Source organism: Galbitalea soli (genome assembly GCF_010686725.1).
Classification (GTDB): domain Bacteria; phylum Actinomycetota; class Actinomycetes; order Actinomycetales; family Microbacteriaceae; genus Galbitalea; species Galbitalea soli.
In genome coordinates, this window is record NZ_JAAGWZ010000001.1 from 597,120 (window position 1) to 617,103 (window position 19,984).

The window sequence follows — 19,984 nt, forward strand, 5'->3', positions numbered from 1 at the left end:
CTGATGAGCGAATCCGTCAACCTCCCGGCACTCGGCGAGAGTGTCACCGAGGGCACGGTAACCCGCTGGTTGAAGAGCGTCGGCGACCGTGTGGAGGTAGACGAGCCGCTGCTCGAGGTATCGACGGACAAGGTCGACACCGAGATCCCTTCGCCTGTCGCCGGAATCATCGAGGCGATTCTCGTCGCCGAGGACGAGACCGTCGAAGTGGGCACTCCTCTCGTAACCATCGGTGATGGATCGGGCGGTGCGGAATCCGCTCCGGCAGAACCCGCGGCGACGCCCGCCAATGAGACCGCCGCCCAGCCGGTGGAGGTCGTCCCCTCCACGGAGGCGCCCGCACCGGAGGTCGCGGCTCCTGCGGCACCCGCTGCGCCCGCGCCCGACTTCGCTGCTGCCCCCGCCCCCACGACGCCGCCCGTGACCGGTGCCCCGCCCGCACCCGTCGAGGCCGCTCCCGTCGAAGCCGTTCCTGCCGCCGCAGCGCTGGTCGACGCGGCACCTGCTGAGGCGGCGTACCAGCCTGAGGTGGCGCCCGCTCCCGCCGTAGCGGAGGCCGCTCCGACGCCCGCTCCGGCGCCGGTCGTGGCAGCTGCTCCCGCTGCTCCCGTCACGGCTGAGGCTGCCGCTTCCGAGAGCGCCTCGACCGCGAACGCGGGCTACGTGACTCCCATCGTGCGCAAGCTCGCCAATGACAAGGGAATCGACCTCGGTTCGGTCACCGGCACCGGCGTTGGCGGACGCATCCGCAAGCAGGACGTGCTGGATGTCGCCGAGCAGGCGGCCGCTCCCGCAGCAGTGGCTCCGGCGGCCGCGCCCGCGCCCGCCGCTCCCGCCGCCGTCGAGGTCTCGCCCCTGCGAGGCACCACCGTGCCCATGACCCGCCTGCGCAAGGTCGTCGCCGAGCGCGCCGTCGTCTCCATGCAGTCCTCGGCTCAGCTGACCTCGGTTGTGGAGGTCGACGTGACAAAGGTCGCGGCCCTGCGCGACGCCGTGAAGGCCGCCTTTGTCGAGAAGACGGGTGTGAAGCTCTCCTTCCTGCCCTTCTTCGCCCTCGCCGCCGCCGAAGCGTTGAAGGCGTACCCGATCATCAACGCCACGATCGAGGGCGACTCGATCGTCTACCCCGACCACGAGAACATGAGCATCGCGGTCGACACCGAGCGCGGGCTGCTCACCCCGGTGGTGCGGAACGCGAGCGACCTCGACATCGCGGGCCTCGCCACTCAGATCGCAGATCTGGCCACCCGCACGCGCGACAACAAGCTCAAGCCGGACGAGCTGGCGGGCGGCACCTTCACGCTGACCAACACCGGGTCGCGCGGCGCTCTCTTCGACACGCCGGTGGTGTTCCTCCCCCAGGTCGCCATCCTGGGAACGGGCATCGTCACCAAGAAGCCCGTCGTGGTCACCGCGGACGGCGTGGATGCGATCGCGATCCGCCAGACGGTCTACCTCGCACTCTCCTACGACCACCGGATCGTCGACGGCGCGGATGCCGCTCGATTCCTGGTCGCCGTGAAGAACCGCCTCGAGGCGGGAGCCTTCGAGGGAGACCTCGGCATCTGACCGCCCCCGTGCGGAGTGCCGCGCGGGGCGGCCTCGCGTGGGCTCAGCGCTTCCCCGTGGTGGAGTCCACTCGCGGCAGGAAGAGATCGCGAATACGCCAACCGGCCTCGCTCCTCACGATGAGGACCGACGCGGGTCCCGTATTCGAGGCACCAACCAGCGAGATCAGGGCTGCCCCGCCCAACGACTGCACGCGTCCTACCGCGGACTCAGCGAGGCTATCCCGTTTCTCGGCGCCGCTCCCCGGGGCGTTCGTTCGCGACTCTCCGAGTAGCGCGAGGTCATGATCGAGGCCGGACGAGCCCGGTTCGTCGACCACACGCAGGCAACGGGCATCCGAGCGTTCGAGGCAGGCCCGCCGCGCGCGAAGGAGCGCGGTGGCCGCTGCGCCCGGGGCGACGGTTCCGCGGATGGGACGAGGCAGCGCCGCCGTCGGTCGTGCCGCGGGCGTGACCGACGATTCCGGATGCGGCGAGACCGCATGGGGCGGAGCACCCAGGGCACGTGCGTCGAGCCCCGGCACGAGGGCGACCGCGAGAGCCAGTGCGGCGATCACGAGACCGAGGGTCACCCAGAGCGACCTCCGCACACCGCGTAGCGCGGGCAGCGCGCGGTCGCGCACGGTTCGAGCTGGCCCATCGCCGGCGAGTTGCCGGAGGAGCCGACCGCCGGACGCGCCGACCCCGGCTGCTCTCGACGCGCCGCCACGGTGCGCCCGCCCCGTGCGCTCCGAATCCCGGAGGTCGCGTCGCCGCGGTAGCGGAGACCCGAACCCCGCGGGGCCCGGCCCCGGCGGCGCCGTCACCGCGGAACCACGTAACGCGGCGGGCGACGCCAGCTCGGCTCCGGCCGATCGACCGGCCTGGGACGGCGCGCGTGCCGAGCGATCCGCAGGGGGCTCCACTGCGGCACGCGGGGGCTCGAGCGGCAGCGGAGCCGCCCAGCCGAACAGTCGCTCTTCGAGTTCCGCCGCGAATCCGTCGAGCCGCGGTGCTGTGCTGATCCAGCGGCGGAGTGGCACGGTTCCGGCCGCTTCCCCGGGCGGAAGATGGTCGAGGACGGTGCGACAGAGGGCAGCCAGACGTTCTCGATCGAGGATCACTCCCGGCTGGGCATCCCGGATCGCCACGGGAGCCTGGGCGGCGAAGGTGGAGGCATGCCCGAAGCCCAGGACAACGGGCTCTCCGGAGGACCCGAGGTGCACCGTGGAGACCGAGAGCGCGGTGTGAGCGACCCCCGCGGCGTGCATCCGGTCGATGAGGGTCGCGAGGGGGGCGAGGAGCGTCACCGCCTCGCCGGGGCGAAGCTGCCCGCGGCGTTCGAGGAACGACCCGACGCTGCCCTGTGGTGCTCGCTCGAGGATGGCGAGGGGGCGCCCCGAGTGCTCGGTCACGTCGAGGAGACGGCAGGCATAGGGTCCGTCCGCACGGGCGAGCGCCTCGAGCTCGACGGCGATGCTCAGCTGCGGAGTCGACGGGTGGAAGAGCTTGATGACGACGGCCTGGCGCGCCTGATCCGGGTCAGCTGCGGGAACACCGAGGATGATGTCGGCCCGGCTGCCGACCGCGAGACGCCGGACGAGACGGAACCCCGCGAGCTGGCTCGGGAGCGGTGATGATGACTCCCCCGGGTCGAGTCGGTCGTCGTCGAGCAGAGTGGGGAGCGCGCGCACGGTCATGCGTGGCAGTCTCGACCGTCGCCCTCCGCTCGCCCGGCCTTCACGATCGAGCTGTGGAGGGGCGTCCCGACGCCGACGCTGGGGAGGAGAACGACCTAGACTGATCAGGTGGTCGACATCGTCGTCACGGGGCTAAGCGCCAACTCCGTGCCGTATCTCGACGCCCTGGCACTTCAGCGTGCAACTCACGCTGACGTCGTCGCGGGGCGGGCGCCTGACACTGTCCTTCTCCTCGAGCACCCCTCGGTCTACACCGCGGGCAAACGCACCGAGGCCCACGAGCGACCGCGCGACGGTACGCCCGTCATCGACGTCGATCGCGGCGGCAAGATCACCTGGCATGGCCCGGGCCAGCTCGTCGGGTATCCGATCCTGCGATTGCCCGATCCGATCGACGTCGTCGCCTATGTTCGACGGCTGGAAGGCATTCTCATCGCCGTGCTCGCCGAGCTGGGCATCGAGGCCGACCGAGTCGCGGGCCGCTCCGGTGTGTGGATGCGCGGCACCGACAAGATCGCCGCGATCGGCATTCGCGTCGCAGAGGGCGTGACCATGCACGGCTTCTCGCTCAACTGCTCCAACTCCTTCGAGGCGTACGAGACCATCGTCGCGTGCGGTCTCGCCGATGCGGGCGTCACCAGCATCTCGCGAGAGCTCGGACGCACCGTGACACCGGAGGACATCATCCCTCTCATCTCTGAACAACTCGCCTACGCACTGGGAGTACCCGCATGACCCACCCCATCGACGGGCGCAAGCTCCTCCGTCTCGAAGTCCGCAACGCGTCGACTCCGATCGAACGCAAGCCGGACTGGATCAAGACCAAGGCGAAGATGGGTCCGGAGTACCGGCAGCTGCAGGAGCTCGTGAAGGGCGAGGGACTCCACACCGTGTGCCAGGAGGCCGGGTGCCCGAACATCTTCGAGTGCTGGGAAGACCGCGAGGCGACCTTCCTCATCGGTGGTTCGCAGTGCACGCGCCGGTGCGACTTCTGTCAGATCGACACCGGGAAGCCCGCAGACTACGACACCGACGAGCCGCGACGGGTCGCGGAGTCCGTCACCGCGATGAACCTTCGCTACGCCACCGTCACCGGTGTGGCGCGGGACGACCTCCCCGACGAGGGGGCGTGGCTGCACGCGGAGACCGTGCGGCAGATCCACCAGCAGAACCCGGGCACCGGAGTCGAGATCCTCGCCACCGACTTCTCGGGCAATCCCGAGCTGCTCGCGGAGGTCTTCTCCTCGCGGCCGGAAGTCTTCGCGCACAATGTGGAGACGGTGCCGCGTATCTTCAAGCGAATCCGCCCCGCCTTCCGCTACGAGCGCTCGCTCGACGTGCTCACGCAGGCGCGCGCGGCGGGACTGATCACCAAGTCGAACCTGATCCTGGGGATGGGCGAGACGCGCGAGGAGGTGTCACAGGCGCTTCGCGACCTGCACGATGCCGGTACCGACATCATCACGGTGACCCAGTACCTGCGTCCCACGCCGCGCCACCTGCCCGTCGATCGGTGGGTCAAGCCGGAGGAGTTCGTCGAGATCAAGGATGAGGCCGAAGAGATCGGGTTCCTCGGCGTCCTGGCCGGGCCGCTCGTGCGGTCGAGCTACCGCGCCGGACGCCTGTGGGCGAAGTCGATGATGTCGAAGGGGCGCGAGATCCCCGTCGAGCTGCAGCACCTGGCGAACGCGGAACTGGGGTTCGCACAGGCCGTATCCTAGACACCATGGCACGCGAGACCTCCACCACCAAGGCGCCCAAGAAGCCGAACCGCTTCCGACAGATGTGGGACGTCTTCCAGATGACCCGCAAGTACGACAAGCGGGCGATCTGGTACCTGCTCGTCGCGTTCGTGGTGCCGGTCATCCTCGGAATCGTTCTCGCGTTCGTGCTCGCGGCGACCAACGTCCTGGGATTCGTGCTCTACGTGATCCTCGGTGTCGTCTCCGGTCTGCTCGCCTCACTCGTGGTGCTCGGTCGTCGGGCGGAACGGGCGGCGTACTCGCAGATCGAGGGGCAGCCGGGTGCCGTGGGCGCGGTGTTGAAGAACAGCATCCGAGGAAGCTGGCAGACGAGCGAGATGCCGGTCAATGTGAGTCCGCGCACGCAGGATGCGGTGTATCGCGCGGTGGGTCGCGGAGGCGTCGTGCTGATCGGCGAGGGTCCGCGCTCGCGCACGCAGAAGATGCTCGATGAGGAGCGGCGCACGGTCGCGCGCATCCTGCCCAACGTCCCGGTGACGTTCCTCTACGTCGGCCCCGATTCGGATGCCGTGCCGCTCTACAAGCTGGCGGGTCGCATGCGCCGCATCAAGGGGTCGCTCAACAAGTCCGAGGTCTTCGCGGTGAGCAATCGCCTCGCCTCGCTCGCGAAGTCGCCCGTCGGTATCCCCAAGGGCATGGACCCGAACCGTGCACGAGCGCCTCGGCCGCGCTAGCGCACACGCCCGCTGAGCATTCGCGAGAGCGCGCGGGTCACCGCGTCAACGCCCGACGAGCACCGCGTCAACGCCGGACGAGCACCGTGCCGGCCCAGAGGTCGTGGACGCCGCGCTGGTCACGGTTCCAGATCACCGCGGGGATGACCACCGCGAGCAGGAGCGTGCGCACGATCGGTCGCCACACGCCGAGGTATCCGCCCGCGACCGGAACAAGCCGGAGCCCGACGAGCAGGTGGCCGACGCTGCCGCCGAGGGTCACGAGGAAGATGATCTGCTCCACGACGAAGACGCCGAGGGTCGCGAGACCGTGCGGGTCGGGCCGGAAGAACGCGAATCCGATCAGGGAGCAGAGCGCCCAGTCGATTGCGAGCGCTGCCACGCGTCGACCGAGCCTGGCGACCGAGCGGGGTCCGCTCGCCGGGAGCCCCAGCCGCCGCCCGGGCCACTCGACGGCGATCGGAGCGGGAGAGGACACCCCTCGATTCTAGGCGTGGCCTGGACCGCGACCCCGCTGTAACATGTCGGAAACAATACGGTCACCCTTGCGAAACCCCCTCACCGTACCCTCAGCATCAGACTGCATCTGCAGTCGCTCGGTACCAAGCTCATTGGAGTCCTCCACATGTTCAGCGATTCTTCCGAGGTGCTCAAGTACATCAAGGACAACGACGTCAAGTTCCTTGATATCCGCTTCACCGACCTTCCCGGTGTGCAGCAGCACTTCAACATCCCCGCCTCCACCGTCGACGAGGAGTTCTTCTCGGTCGGCCAGCTCTTCGACGGCTCGTCGATTCGCGGTTTCGCGAACATCCACGAGTCCGACATGCAGCTCATCCCGGACGTGACGACGGCCTACCTCGATCCGTTCCGCACGGAGAAGACGCTGATCATGGTCTTCGACATCTACAACCCGCGCAACGGGGAGATCTACCACCGCGACCCCCGCCAGGTCGCCAAGAAGGCGGAGAAGTACCTCGCGTCGACCGGAATCGCCGACACCGCGTACTTCGCCCCCGAGGCCGAGTTCTACATCTTCGATGACGTGCGCTACGAGGTGAAGCAGAACGGCAGCTTCTACTCCGTGGACTCCGACGAGGGCGCCTGGAACACCGGTCGGGTCGAGGAGGGCGGCAACCTCGCCAACAAGACCCCCTACAAGGGCGGTTACTTCCCGGTCAGCCCGGTCGACAAGCAGGCCGACCTTCGCGACGACATCAGCCTCAAGCTGATCGACGCGGGCCTCATCCTCGAGCGCGCGCACCACGAGGTGGGCACCGGTGGCCAGGCCGAGATCAACTACCGCTTCGACACGATGGTTCACGCGGCCGACGACATCCTCAAGTTCAAGTACATCGTCAAGAACACCGCGCTCGAGTGGGGCAAGGCGGCGACGTTCATGCCGAAGCCGCTGTTCGGCGACAACGGCTCGGGCATGCACACCCACCAGTCGCTGTGGAACGACGGCAAGCCGCTGTTCTACGACGAGAGCGGCTACGGCGGCCTCTCCGACATTGCGCGCTGGTACATCGGCGGCCTCCTCAAGCACGCGCCCGCCGTGCTCGCGTTCACCAACCCGACGCTCAACTCCTACCGCCGGCTCATCCCCGGCTTCGAGGCACCCGTCAACCTGGTGTACTCGGCCGGCAACCGTTCGGCCTCGATCCGTATCCCGATCACGGGCACGAACCCGAAGGCGAAGCGCATCGAGTTCCGCGCGCCCGACGCCTCCGGCAACCCGTACCTCGCCTTCGCCGCGCAGCTGATGGCGGGCCTCGATGGCATCAAGAACAAGATCGAGCCGCACGAGCCCGTCGACAAGGACCTCTACGAGCTTCCGCCCGAGGAGGCGAAGAACATCCCGCAGGTTCCCGGCTCGCTCGCCGAGGCGCTTGACGCGCTCGAGGCCGACCACGAGTTCCTGACCGCCGGTGGAGTGTTCACGACCGACCTGATCGAGACCTGGATCGCGTACAAGCGCGAGAAGGAGATCATCCCGGCCGCGCAGCGCCCGCACCCGTTCGAGTACGAGCTGTACTTCTCGGTCTGATCCGCGTCGCACCACGACGAGAGGGCCCGCATCCGATTCGGATGCGGGCCCTCTCCCGTTGCGGCGCTCGCGGTGCCGGCTCTCCCGCGGTGCCGGCCCACCCCCGGCGCCGGCCCACCCGTGCTCCTGGTTCCTCCGAATCAGGCGGGCACGAACACGGGCCGGCCGGCCGTCGGCTGAGCCGATCGGCCGAGCGAGCGCACCGTCCATCCCGCCTGCTCCCACGCCGCCCGGTCGATGCAGTTTCGGGCGTCGATGACCGACGCCCCCTGCGCCAGGCCGAGCAGGCGCACCGGGTCGGCCGACACGAACTCCGGCCACTCGGTGAGCACGAGGACGACGTCGGCATTCGTGACGGCCTCATCCGTCGAATCCGCGTAGCCCAGCGTCGGGAAGATCTTCTTGGCGGTCGTGCCGGCCTCGGGGTCGAACACGATCACCTGCGCCCCGCGCAGGTGGAGGGCCGCCGCGACGTTCAGTGCGGGCGAGTCGCGCACATCGTCGGTGTCGGGCTTGAACGCGGCGCCCAGGATGCCGATGCGCCGGTTCAGAACGGATCCCCCGAGCGCCTCGAGCGTGAGGTCAATCACCCGCTGGCGCTGCGCCATGTTGATCTCGTCGACCTGCTGCATGAGCGAGACGGCGGAGTGCGCTCCCAGCTCTCCCGAGCGATGCATGAGGGCGCGGATGTCCTTCGGCAGGCAGCCGCCCCCGAAGCCGAGCCCGGCGTTCAGGAACTGACGGCCGATGCGGATGTCGTGACCGAGCGCATCCGCCAGGACGGTGACGTTCGCTCCCGCGGCCTCGCAGACCTCGGCGATCGCATTGATGAACGAGATCTTCGTGGCGAGGAACGCGTTCGCGCTCACCTTCACGAGTTCAGCGGTGGGCAGATCGCACACGATCACCGGGGTCCCGGTGGCGATCGGCACCGCGTAGACCTCCCGCATGATGGCCTCCGACGCGGCGGAGGTGCCGCCGATAACGATTCGGTCCGGCGTCAGGGTGTCGGCAACCGCTTTGCCCTCGCGCAGGAACTCCGGGTTCCAGATCAGTTCGGCGTGGATGCCCGACGGCAGATTGCTCTGAACCGCGACCCTGAGGCGCCCCGCCGTTCCCACCGGCACGGTCGACTTGCCGACGATGAGCCCGTCATGGGTGAGATTGCGCACGACCTCGACGGTCGCCGCCTCGACGTAGGAGGTGTTGGCCGCATTGCTGCCGCGCTGCTGCGGCGTACCGACGCAGATGAAGTGCACATCGCTGAGCGCGGTCGCCTCCGCCAGGTCGGTCGTGAAGCGGAGTCGGCCCGTCGACACGTGCTTGCGCAGCAGCTCGGGCAGTCCCGGTTCGAAGAACGGTACCTCGCCGATGGCCAGCGCCGCGACCTTGGCCGGGTCCGTGTCGACCCCGATCACCTCGAAGCCCATCTCCGCCATGGCGGCGGCGTGGGTCGCCCCCAGGTACCCGGTGCCGATCACGCTGATGCGCGGTGCCGGCGTGTCAGTGTTCTTTGCCATGCTCATCTCCTTTGCCTTCACGAAAAATGCCGGTCATGATGTGGGTTTCAGGGCGAAGCCGTTCCCTGCGAGGTGGATGCCCGCGACGAAGGAGGCGAGCGTGTCGCTCCGGGAGTCGATGCGCCAGTCGTTCGTGGTGCGCTGCCCCTCGACGTAGGTGGTGACGGCCATGTTGAACCAGGCGAAGCCGATGATGTCGGAGTTCGCGGGATCGGCGAGACCGTTGAACAGGCTCGTGATCCAGGTCGCCTTGTGGCCGCCTGTCTCCGACGCGCCGATCTCTGAGAGGAAGATCGGCTTCGAGGTGAGGGCGCGAAGCTCGTCGAGGCTCTTCTGGAAGGTGTATCGGAACGAGAAGTCGTTGTCGGGCTTGTAGGCGGGGCGCAGGTACCCGGAGAGCCCGACCCAGTCCACGTAGGCGTCGCCGGGGTACAGCGACTTCAGGTAGTCGAGGCTCTGGTGCGCGCTCGGCAGATTGTTCACGATGTTGGGTGACCAGATCCAGAACACGTACTTGTTGGCGCCCTCGGCCTGGAAGATGTCGTGCACGTGCTTCCACACCTGCACGTACTGACCCGCGCTGTTGCCGTTGATCGAGTTGCCGTGTCCGTCGTCCTCGACCCAGGGGTACCAGACCCCGTTCATCTCGTGGTCGAAGCGAATCCCCATCGGGAGTCCGTTCGCCACGATCGCTTTCGCGTAGCTCCGCAGGTAGCTGTCGTAGTTTCCAGCGAGGATGTCCGAGAGCTGGTAATCCGGTGCGGTCACCTCGTCGTTCCCCGCCTTGATCGGCCGGGACTCCCAGGTGAGGATCGGCAGGGTGCCGCGCTTCCACGCCCGCTGCACGGCATCCGCGCGGAACGTCTGGTCCCACCCGCCGAAGTATCCGACGACGTTGGGCTGTTCCCCGATCGCCGATGCCGTGGCGTCGTAGGTGGCCCAGTTGAAGGGCGCCTGCTCCGTGTACATGCCGAAGTAGCGACTGCTCGGGCGGGTGAGCGCCGCGAGGGTCGGCGCGGTGATCGGCGCGGGCGGGGGTGTCGTGTGCGTCGGCTTCGGGGTGGTGCGCGTCGGAGTCAATGACCCTCGCGCCGCAGCCGCAGCCGCTGCACTCGCCCGCGCGGCCGCCGCGGCGGTCGTCTGAGCCTCGAGCGCGCTCAATTTACTGGTGGCGGCCATGGCCTTGGCGGTCATCGCCGCGAGCTGCTCCTTGTTGGACGCGGCGCCGGCCTCGGTGACCGTCAGTTTCGCCTCGAGGGCGGCGATCTGGTTCTTCAGCCGGATCGTCTCCGCGTCGCTGTGACGAGCGGCGAGGGAGCTCCGCAGCTGAGCGATGGCGGAGGCGGCCGTGCCGGGGATGCTCGGCGAGGTCCACACGAGAATTCCGACGGTGACGAGGGCAATCACGAGTGCCGATGCCGCAGCGGCGGTCAGGCGGGAGTGGCGGCGCGTGCGCGTCCACCAGTGAGCGGATGACTTAGACAATGAACATCGCCTCCAGAGCGAAGATCGCGATTCCGATCAGGTAGGGGAAGGCGGCCTTGGGGTTGAGGCGGCGCCGGGGAGCACGACTTGGAGCGACGGCGACCGCCGCCCTCGCCTGCACGGGAGCGGCCACCAGGAGCGCGCCCTCGGAGCGGTCACCGGGCGCCTCGAAGCGCAGAGAGTGCTCCCCCACGGATGAGCCGCCCGCGGCCTGCGCGAGCTCGAGTTCGTTCTGCGCACCACCCGCGTAGGCCCCGGCCCGGGTACCCCAGCCGCTCGCGTGTCCCATGCGGAAGAACCCGATCAGCCGGATCGGCATGAGGAACGCGGTCGACACGATGATGAAGAGCGGCAGTCGGAAGAAGTCGCTGGGCTTCTCGGCGAGGTGGCGCATCTGGCGGATGCCCATGCTCAGCACCGAGGAGAGGACCATGAGACCGATGACCCACAACAGTCCGGTCTGCACGCCGTACTCCTTGAGGATTCCCTCGTAGAAGTTGTAGCCCTGGTGAGTGAGCGAGCGGTAGACCCAGCCCGCCGCGACGCCGGCCAGCAGGAACGGGAGAAGGATGTCCATCACGAAGAACAGCGCGAGCAGCGGCGCGTGGCCGAGCATCCACGGCAGCATGCGCAGCGTGTTGTACTGGCTTCCGCGCGCCCACCGGAGTTGCTGCTTGTAGAGCTTCTTGATCTGCAGCGGGGCATCCGTGTAGACGAGGCTCGTGTGCTGGTAGACCGTGCGGTAGCCCTCCTTGAGGGTCAGGTTGGTGAGCGTGCGGTCATCCGACACTTCGAGGAAGACGCCCATGAACTTCTCGGTCATGAACTTCTCCATGACCCGCATGAGGATGCTGCGGCGGAAGGCGATCGTGCGACCCGGCAGGCAGCCAACCTGGCCGACGACGCTCTGCATGGGCATCGAGTAGAGCGCGCGGGAGTTCTCGAGCCAGTCCGCCCAGCGGGTGATCCAGCTGCGGGTGGGTTCGAGGATGCGCTGGCGGGTCGTCACTCCCCCGACCCGCTCGTCGGCGAACGGGCGCACCAGTTCGGAGAGGGTGTTCTCGGTCCAGACGGTGTCGGAGTCGACCAGCACCGTGATGTCGCCGTTGGAGAGCTCGGTGCCGATCATGACGGCGTTGCGCTTGCCGGGGATCGGCGTGTGGACCCAGCGCACGAGGGGTGCGAACTCGTCGGAGATGCGCTCCAGCACCGGGTTCGGCTTGCCGTTGATGACGACGATGATCTCGCCGGGACGCTGCTCCACCATTCGGGCCAGCACGTCACGGAACAGGTCCTCCGGCTCATCGACCACGGGGACGACGACGCTCGTCGTGCCCGTGTACTCGCCGGTGTAGGGACGGTACCGTCGCGAGACGACGACCTTGATGATCCAGAGGGCCCAGATGATGGCCGAGTACACCGCGAACATGTAGATCTGCGGGTGGCCCTCGGCCAGGTGGCGGATCTGGAGAATGAAAATGAACACGTCGTTCCCTTCGCGGATGGTGGAGATGACTTCCGCGGCACTGGGGAACTCGTATGTTGCGTCGGGTTGCTTGAATACTGCCGGGGCACGGCGAGCGGTGCAATTGCCCCCTTTCGGGGGGCTTCGCGGGACCCGAGGGTGCCGGTCGGGCGTTCTGCCGACCGGAGGACGGCCCCGCGGGGATGCCCCGCCGAGCTCGTCGTGGCGGCACCGCGCCACTGCCAGCCGACTCAGGAAAAACGCAGATCATCGCCGGATTTGCTGTAGCCGTGTACAGGACTGCGCAGGGCATCCACGGTAACGCGTACTCCTGTGCCGGGACGGGACGCGCCCCCAGAGCGGGGTACGCTCGTGCCCCATTTCGGGGTACACAATTTGATCGAAAAAAAGATTGCTCAGCCGCGCGAAACGGTCCCTCCGGGCGCGTCGCTCGGCGTGCAGCGCGCAGTGTTCCTCGCACCGCGGGGTCGTCGCGCCGCGCGCGCGGCACCGCGGAGACGCCCGCCAGGCGGTCAGGCCGTCGTGGGTCGGGGGATCGCAGACACCCCGTAGAAGCGGCGCTCGAACACCTGGCGGGCGAGTCGTGTCGTCCTCAGGTAGTCCTCCTCGAGCGCGCCCGCTGACCCGGGTGGGTACTCCATGAGGCGCGCGACGCCCTCGAGCGCCTGACGCTCTGTCGGCAGCACGTCGGCGGTCTTCGCCGTCCAGAGCGTCATCGCCGAGCGGGCCCGCGACGCGATGATCCACGCATCGTGCAGCTTCTTGGCGTCCGCAGCGGGAATGAGCCCGGCGGCCTCGGCAACGGCGAGGGCGTCGAGCGTCGAGGTCGTACGAAGGCCCGGGATGCTCGCCGCGTGCTGCAGTTGCAGCAGCTGCACGAACCACTCGACGTCGCTCAGTGATCCTCGGCCGAGTTTGAGATGCCGCGAGGGATCAGCGCCCTGCGGCAGACGCTCCGACTCGACCCGCGCCTTGATGCGTTTGACCTCGCGCACGCCCTGTTCCGCAATCGTCGCGGGGTACCGCACCTCGTCGGCGAGGTGCTCGAAGTCGCGCAACAGACCCTCGTCGCCCACGACGCCGCGCGCGCGCAGCAGGGCCTGGGCCTCCCAGGTCAGCGACCATCGCCGGTAGTAGGCGCGGTAGCTGTCCAGGGACCGCACGACCGCGCCGTTCTTCCCCTCCGGCCGCAGCCCGATGTCGAGGTCGAGCGGCAGGCGGAGGTCTTCGGTCAGCCGACTGAGCGAGGCGACGATCTGCTCGGAGCGCGATTGCGCCTCTTCGCCCGTGGCTGTCGTCGCGCGATAGACGTAGACGACGTCCGCGTCCGAGCCGAAGCCGAGCTCCCCTCCGCCGTAGCGACCCATCGCGATGATGCCGAACTCGAGACCATCATCCTCACTGTGCACGAGCGAGAGCACGCCGGTGAGGATCGCCGTGGTGATGTCGCTGAGGGCGCGGCCGAGCTCCTCCACGGAGATGAACCCGAGGATGCCCGCGATGGCGACCCGCAGCACCTCGCGTCGGCGGGCGGTGCGGAGGGCGAGGGCCGCCGCATCCACGTCATCCCGGTGCCGCGACACCGTCGCGCGCGTCTCGTCGAGCAGCTGGGCGAGCGGCCGCGGCCGCAGCTCGTCTTCGTTCTCGAGCCATGCCGCGCCCTCCGGGATGCGCTCGAGGAGGGTGCCGACGAACTTCGAGCCGGAGAGCACGCTGGTCAGCCGCTGCGCGGCTCCCGAGGAGTCGCGCAGCATGCGCAGGAACCAGTAGGCCTCGCCGAGGTCGTCGCTGAGTCTGCGGAACGCCAGAAGTCCGTGGTCGGGGTCCGCCCCGTCGGCGAACCACCCCAGCATGACCGGAAGCAGGGTGCGCTGGATCGTGGCGCGGCGCGACACTCCGCCCGTGAGCGCGGCGATGTGATGGAGGGCGCCCTTCGGGTCGCGGAAACCGATGGCCGCGAGACGCGCCTCGGCCTGCGTGCTGGTGAGGCTGAGTTCGTCGCCGGGCAACGCCGCGACGGCGCTGAGCAATGGCCGGTAGAACAGCCGCTCGTGGAGATTGCGCACCGCGTGCTTGGTGCGCTGCCACGACGCGGAGAGCTCGGCGGCCGTCGCGTAGAGACCCGTGGAGCGAGCCAGAACGCGCACCGCCTCGGCATCGCGCGGCATGAGGTGCGTTCGAGAGAGACGGCTGAGCTGCAGCCGGTGCTCGAGCAGGCGCAGAAAGCGGTAGTCGCCCGCGAACTCGGCCGATTCGACCCGGCCGATGTATCCCTGTGCCGCGAGCGACACGAGGGCGGGGAGCGTGGCCTGCTGGCGCACCTCGGGATCGGTCTGCCCGTGCACGAGCTGGAGCAACTGGATGGTGAACTCGATGTCGCGAAGACCGCCGGGACCGAGCTTGAGCTGGATGTCGCGCTCGTCTGCGGGGATGTTCTCGGTGACGCGCTCGCGCATCCGCTGCACCGACTCGACGAAGTTCTCGCGGGAGGCGCTCGTCCAGACCATCGGCGCGAGCGCCGCGACGTAGCGCTCCCCCAGCTCGAGATCGCCCGCGAGCGGCCGGGCCTTGAGAAGAGCCTGGAACTCCCAGCTCTTGGCCCAGCGCTCGTAGTACGCGACGTGCGACTCGAGGCTGCGCACGAGTGCGCCGTCTTTGCCCTCAGGCCGCAGATTCGCGTCGACCTCCCAGAGCGCCGGCTCGATGGCGAGCTCCTGGATGCCCCGTGCCGTCTGCATCGCGAGCTTGGTGGCGATATCGACCGCGCGACCCGTTTCGAGCCCGCCGGTCGCCTCCGCGACGAAGATCACGTCGACGTCGCTCACGTAGTTCAGCTCGCGCGCGCCGGCCTTGCCCATTCCGATGATCGCGAGCCGGGTGCGCTCCACGTCCGCGGCGGGGAAGCGCACCTCGCGGCGGGCGACCTCCAGCGAGGCGTCCAGCGCCGCGCCGGCGAGGTCGGCCAACACCATCGTGACGTCGGAGACGGCCGCGAGCGGATCCGGATGGGCGAGATCCCACGCCGCCAGCGCGGCGACTCGGCGCCGGTACCGCACGCGGAGTGCCGTATAGGCCGCGTCGCCGCTGAGGCCGGCGACGGAGGAGACCAGATCATCGCGCAGTTCGTCGCGACTCGGGATGCCCGTGATGGGCGCCTCGAGGCAGGCCAGCTCCTCGGGGTGCCGATGGAAGAACTCGGCCAGACCGCGCGAGGCGCCGAGCACCCGGATGAGACGCGCCGCCGCGTCGCCCGCGCCGAGCAGGCGCGCGACCTCGGCCGGGGCGTGCTCGTCGAGGCGGAGAAGCAGGTCGAGTGCCTGATCGGGATCGGCCGCGGCCGCGAAGTGCGGCACGACCTCTTCCGGGAACCGCTCGAGGGCGTCGCGCGAGGCGCTCAACTCGGTGAAACCGAGCCGGGCCAGTTCAGTCAGCGTTGTCTGAAGGCGAGGCATGGTGCGGTCGACGGATCCCTGTTCGATCACAGGATCTCGAGGTTGCTCTCCAACTCGTAGGGCGTGACCTGGGCGCGGTACTCGCGCCAGTCGCGGCGCTTGTTGAGCAGCACGTAGTTGAACACCTGTTCGCCCAGGGTCTCCGCCACAAGCTCGGAGTCCTCCATGAGCGACAGCGCGTGGTCGAGGCTGGCGGGAAGCTGGTTGTAGCCGAGGGCCCGGCGCTCGGCGTCGGTCAGGGTCCAGACGTTGTCCTCCGCCTCGGGCGGAAGCTCGTACTCCTCCTCGATGCCCTTGAGCCCCGCGGCGAGCAGCAACGAGTAGGCGAGGTAGGGGTTCGCGGCGGAGTCGATGGCCCGGTACTCCACTCGCGAGCTCTGCCCCTTGTTGGGCTTGTAGAGAGGAACGCGCACGAGCGCGGAGCGGTTGTTGTGACCCCAGGTCACGAAGCTCGGCGCTTCGTCGCCGCCCCACAGCCGCTTGTAGCTGTTGACGAACTGGTTGGTCACCGCGGTGATCTCGGGCGCGTGGCGCAGGAGCCCCGCGACGAACTGGCGGCCGATCTTGGAGAGCTGGTACTGGTTGCCGCCGTCGAAGAAGGCATTGACGTCGCCCTCGAAGAGCGACATGTGCGTGTGCATGCCCGAACCGGGATGACCGGACAGCGGCTTCGGCATGAAGGTGGCGTAGACGCCCTGCTCGATCGCCACCTCCTTGATGACCGTGCGAAAGGTCATGATGTTGTCGGCGGTCGTGAGCGCGTCGGCGTAGCGGAGGTCGATCTCGTTCTGACCGGGACCCGCCTCGTGGTGGCTGAACTCGACCGAGATGCCCAGGTCTTCGAGCATCCGCACCGAGCGCCGACGGAAGTCGTGGGCGGTGCCCCCGGGCACGTTGTCGAAGTACCCAGCGGAATCGACGGGCTCCGGCGCTCCGTTCTTCACCTTGCTCGACTTGAGGAGGTAGAACTCGATCTCGGGGTGCGTGTAGAAGGTGAAACCGCGGTCGGCGGCCTTCGCGAGCGTGCGCTTGAGCACGTTGCGGGGATCGGCCACCGCGGGCTGGCCGTCAGGCGTCATGATGTCGCAGAACATGCGGGCGGTCGGATCGATCTCGCCCCGCCACGGAAGGATCTGGAAGGTGGTCGGATCCGGGTGCGCGAGAACGTCGGCCTCGTAGGAGCGGGTGAGTCCCTCGATCGCGGAGCCGTCGAAGCCGAGACCCTCGTTGAAGGCGCCCTCCACCTCGGCCGGAGCGATCGCGACCGACTTGAGCGTGCCCACGACGTCGGTGAACCAGAGCCGCACGAACTTGATGCCGCGCTCTTCGATGGTGCGAAGAACGAAGTCGCGCTGCTTATCCACGGAGGCTCCCTGCGATGGTGAAACGGGTACTGCGATGGCGGAAACGGTGCTGAATCCGAGCCGTTTCGCTCGCGCTATTAGGCTAGTGGCTATGCCCCGACTTCGCTTGGCACTCGCCCAGACGAACCCCGTGGTGGGCGACCTCGCGGGGAATTCGACCCAGATCATGGAGGCCGCGAGGCGCGCGTGGGAGTCCGGAGCCGACATCGTCGCGGTCGGCGAGATGGCCCTGAGCGGCTACCCGATCGAGGACCTCGCCGCTCGTCCGAGCTTCCTGCGGGCGAGCCGTGCGGCGGTCGAGGCACTCGCCACGCGGCTGGAGGCGGAGGGGCTCGGTGAGCTCGTCGTCGTGGTCGGTCATCCGGACGGGCCCTTCGAGCCGCGGCTGCTCGGCTCCAGCAACGCGCCCACCGCGATCGCGCAGAACCGCGCGAGCGTGCTGCAGCACGGGCGGGTGCGGGCGCAGTACTCGAAGCACCACCTGCCGAACTACTCCGTGTTCGACGAGTACCGCATCTTCATCCCCGGCGACGAACTGCTCGTGCTGCGGATCAAAGGCGTCGACGTCGCCCTCGTCATCTGCGAAGACCTCTGGCGCGACGGCGGCCCGGTCAACCGGGTCGTGAAGGCGGACGCGGGCCTGCTGCTCGTCATCAACGCGTCGCCGTTCGAGCGCGACAAAGACGAGGTGCGCCTCCCGCTCGTCACCCGACGCGCCGTCGAGAACAGCGCGATCGTGGCCTACGTCAACATCGTGGGCGGCCAAGACGACCTCATCTTCGACGGCGACAGCGTCATCGTCGACGGCTCGGGTTCGATCCTGGCGCGCGCCCCGCAGTGGCAACCCCACCTTCTCGTCGCCGACCTCGATGTCGCCGCCGCGACCCTCGACGAGCTGCCCGAGCACGTGACGCGGGTGACCCTCGACGATCCCGCACCGACCACGCCGCCGATCGGGCTCGACATCGCGACGCTGCCAGATGACCGACAGCAGCTCTGGGACGCGCTCGTTCTGGGCCTGCGCGACTACGTCGGCAAGAACGGCTTCCCCTCGGTCGTGCTCGGTGTCTCGGGCGGGATCGACTCCGCGGTCTGCGCCGCGATTGCCGCGGACGCGATCGGTGCCGACCGCGTGTACGGGGTGAGCATGCCGTCCCGGTGGAGCTCGGAGCACTCGCGCGGCGATGCCGACGTGCTCGCCGAGAACATCGGCTTCCACTACTCGGTGGAACCTATCGCCGAGCTCGTGCAGCCGGTCGAGGATCAACTGGCGCTGAGCGGGCTGGCGGCCGAGAATCTGCAGGCGCGCATCCGGGGCATCATCCTCATGGCGAAGTCGAACATGGACGGCCACCTCGTGCTCACCACGGGAAACAAGAGCGAGCTCTCGGTCGGCTACTCGACCATCTACGGCGACTCCGCGGGCGGATTCGCTCCCATCAAAGACGTGCCGAAGCTGCTCGTGTGGGAGCTCGCCCGCTGGCGCAATGAGGCGGCCGTCGCGCGCGGCGAGGTGCCGCCGATCCCCCGCAACTCCATCGAGAAGCCGCCGAGCGCGGAGCTGCGCCCCGACCAGACCGACCAGGACACCCTTCCGCCCTACGAGGTGCTCGACGCGATCCTCGACGCCTACGTGAGTCGCAACCTGGGCCAGGAGGATGTCGTCGCGCTCGGATTCGACCCCGACACCGTCGACTTCGTGACGCAGCTCGTGGACCGCTCGGAGTGGAAGCGACGCCAGGGGGCGATCGGCCCCAAGATCAGCGGGATGGCCTTCGGCCGCGACCGCCGACTCCCGATCACCTACCGTCCCACCGTCTGACGCCGCCCGGAGCCGACGCGGCGCCTGCGGATAGACTCGGCACCATGCCAGAGACGCCCGCGGCGAGCGCGCCGAAGAAGGTTCGCACCCGACACTTCCAGACCGCGAAGGAGTCGGGGATCAAGATCACCGGCCTCACGAGCTACGACATGCTGACGGCCTCCATCTTCGACGAGGCGGGCATCGACTTCCTCCTCGTGGGGGACTCCGCCGCCAACAACGTGCTCGGCTACGACACGACCCTGCCGGTGACTATCGACGACCTCATTCCACTCGCCCGCGCGGTCGCCGGGGCGGTCAAGCGGGCATTCGTCGTCGCCGATATGCCCTTCGGCTCCTATGAGACCGGGCCCGACGAGGCGCTGCACACGGCCTTCCGCTTCATGAAGGAGACGGGTGCCCACGCCGTGAAGCTCGAGGGCGGGGTGCGCTCGGCGGAGCAGATCCGCCGGATCGTCTCGGCCGGGATTCCGGTCATGGCGCACATCGGCTTCACCCCGCAGAGCGAACACGGCCTGGGCGGGCACGTCATCCAGGGTCGCGGCGACCAGGTCACGCAGTTGCTCGCGGACGCGCACGCGGTCGAGGACGCCGGTGCCTTCGCGGTCGTGCTGGAGATGGTGCCGGCCGATGCCGCGCGCCAGGTGACCCAGGCGCTGCGCATCCCCACGATCAGCGTCGGCGCTGGGCCGCATACCGACGGCCAGCTTCTCGTCTGGACCGATTGGGCCGGCTTCACCGCGGGCCGGATCCCGAAGTTCGTCAAGCAGTACGCGAACCTCCGGCAGACCCTCACCGACGCGGTGCTCGCGTATCGCGCCGACGTCGACTCGGGCGCCTACCCCGGCGCGGAACACTCCTACGACGACTGAGACGGGCGGCGGCGATGCGAATCGCGCGGATGCCGGCCGATCGCGCGGGCGCTCAGCGCTCTTTCGCGTCGTCCTCGGCCCATTTGCGGGCACGCTCCGCGATGATCTCGGGCGCGCGCGCCGCCTCCTCGCGACTCGCGAAGGGGCCATCGAGGTCGGAGGCGAGCGACTGCTTGCCCTCTTCGACCTGGCCGGTCTTGTTGTTGTAATACCAGTCGGTCACCGTGGCTCCTTCGCGTGCGAATAAAA

15 protein-coding genes are annotated in these 19,984 nt (G+C 68.6%); 7 read left to right on the forward strand and 8 right to left on the reverse strand.

From position 1 onward, the window contains the following. The first annotated feature begins 3 nt into the window (after positions 1-3). Positions 4-1,569, forward strand: coding sequence for a 2-oxoglutarate dehydrogenase, E2 component, dihydrolipoamide succinyltransferase (gene sucB / locus G3T37_RS02795; protein WP_163471946.1), 1,566 nt, complete (start codon positions 4-6; stop codon positions 1,567-1,569). A 43-nt stretch (positions 1,570-1,612) separates the two neighbouring features. On the opposite strand, the gene G3T37_RS02800 is transcribed toward sucB, so the two are convergent. Continuing rightward, positions 1,613-3,247: a serine/threonine-protein kinase gene (locus G3T37_RS02800; protein WP_163471947.1), complete on the reverse strand. Its 1,635-nt coding sequence runs from the start codon at positions 3,245-3,247 to the stop codon at positions 1,613-1,615. 108 nt (positions 3,248-3,355) lie between these two features. Between G3T37_RS02800 and lipB the strand changes: the two genes are divergently transcribed. The 3 genes from lipB to G3T37_RS02815 are packed head-to-tail and all read left to right on the forward strand — an operon-like array spanning position 3,356 to position 5,684. Beyond that, positions 3,356-3,982, forward strand: a complete 627-nt coding sequence (gene lipB / locus G3T37_RS02805; protein WP_163471948.1) for a lipoyl(octanoyl) transferase LipB — start codon at positions 3,356-3,358, stop codon at positions 3,980-3,982. Continuing rightward, a complete protein-coding gene (gene lipA / locus G3T37_RS02810; RefSeq protein WP_163471949.1) occupies positions 3,979-4,968 on the forward strand; it encodes a lipoyl synthase in 990 nt (329 codons plus the stop codon). The genes lipB and lipA overlap by 4 nt, the downstream gene beginning before the upstream one ends. A 5-nt stretch (positions 4,969-4,973) precedes the next feature. Beyond that, positions 4,974-5,684, forward strand: a complete 711-nt coding sequence (locus G3T37_RS02815) for a DUF4191 domain-containing protein (protein WP_163471950.1) — start codon at positions 4,974-4,976, stop codon at positions 5,682-5,684. A gap of 67 nt (positions 5,685-5,751) precedes the next feature. On the opposite strand, the gene G3T37_RS02820 is transcribed toward G3T37_RS02815, so the two are convergent. After that, on the reverse strand, positions 5,752-6,162 hold the full coding sequence (locus G3T37_RS02820) for an RDD family protein (RefSeq protein WP_163471951.1): 411 nt from the start codon (positions 6,160-6,162) through the stop codon (positions 5,752-5,754). Between the two features lie 147 nt (positions 6,163-6,309). Between G3T37_RS02820 and glnA the strand changes: the two genes are divergently transcribed. Further along, positions 6,310-7,734: a type I glutamate--ammonia ligase gene (gene glnA, locus G3T37_RS02825; protein ID WP_163471952.1), complete on the forward strand. Its 1,425-nt coding sequence runs from the start codon at positions 6,310-6,312 to the stop codon at positions 7,732-7,734. 140 nt (positions 7,735-7,874) lie between these two features. Here the strand turns inward: glnA and G3T37_RS02830 are convergent, their stop codons facing one another. The 5 genes from G3T37_RS02830 to G3T37_RS02850 all read right to left on the reverse strand — a co-directional run bounded on the left by G3T37_RS02830 (position 7,875) and on the right by G3T37_RS02850 (position 17,041). Next, positions 7,875-9,254: a UDP-glucose dehydrogenase family protein gene (locus G3T37_RS02830; protein ID WP_206673783.1), complete on the reverse strand. Its 1,380-nt coding sequence runs from the start codon at positions 9,252-9,254 to the stop codon at positions 7,875-7,877. Between the two features lie 33 nt (positions 9,255-9,287). Further along, positions 9,288-10,739 carry a glycoside hydrolase family 26 protein gene (locus G3T37_RS02835; RefSeq protein ID WP_163471954.1) on the reverse strand — a complete coding sequence of 484 codons (1,452 nt, stop codon included), beginning with the start codon at positions 10,737-10,739 and terminating at the stop codon, positions 9,288-9,290. Next, a complete protein-coding gene (locus tag G3T37_RS02840; RefSeq protein ID WP_163471955.1) occupies positions 10,732-12,225 on the reverse strand; it encodes a glycosyltransferase in 1,494 nt (497 codons plus the stop codon). Before G3T37_RS02840 ends, G3T37_RS02835 begins: the two co-directional genes overlap by 8 nt. Positions 12,226-12,737: 512 nt before the next feature. After that, positions 12,738-15,677 carry a bifunctional [glutamine synthetase] adenylyltransferase/[glutamine synthetase]-adenylyl-L-tyrosine phosphorylase gene (locus G3T37_RS02845; protein ID WP_163471956.1) on the reverse strand — a complete coding sequence of 980 codons (2,940 nt, stop codon included), beginning with the start codon at positions 15,675-15,677 and terminating at the stop codon, positions 12,738-12,740. A gap of 26 nt (positions 15,678-15,703) precedes the next feature. Further along, positions 15,704-17,041 (reverse strand): glutamine synthetase beta-grasp domain-containing protein, encoded by a 1,338-nt coding sequence (locus G3T37_RS02850; protein ID WP_163471957.1) that lies wholly within the window; start codon positions 17,039-17,041, stop codon positions 15,704-15,706. 91 nt (positions 17,042-17,132) lie between these two features. Here G3T37_RS02850 and G3T37_RS02855 point away from each other — a divergent pair, with 91 nt between their 5' ends. Next, positions 17,133-18,863, forward strand: a complete 1,731-nt coding sequence (locus tag G3T37_RS02855) for an NAD+ synthase (protein WP_163471958.1) — start codon at positions 17,133-17,135, stop codon at positions 18,861-18,863. 44 nt (positions 18,864-18,907) lie between these two features. Continuing rightward, positions 18,908-19,735: a 3-methyl-2-oxobutanoate hydroxymethyltransferase gene (panB, locus tag G3T37_RS02860; RefSeq protein ID WP_163471959.1), complete on the forward strand. Its 828-nt coding sequence runs from the start codon at positions 18,908-18,910 to the stop codon at positions 19,733-19,735. A 52-nt stretch (positions 19,736-19,787) separates the two neighbouring features. Here panB and G3T37_RS02865 read toward each other — a convergent pair whose 3' ends face one another. Continuing rightward, positions 19,788-19,958, reverse strand: coding sequence for a methionine aminopeptidase (locus G3T37_RS02865; RefSeq protein WP_163471960.1), 171 nt, complete (start codon positions 19,956-19,958; stop codon positions 19,788-19,790). Positions 19,959-19,984 lie beyond the last annotated feature (26 nt).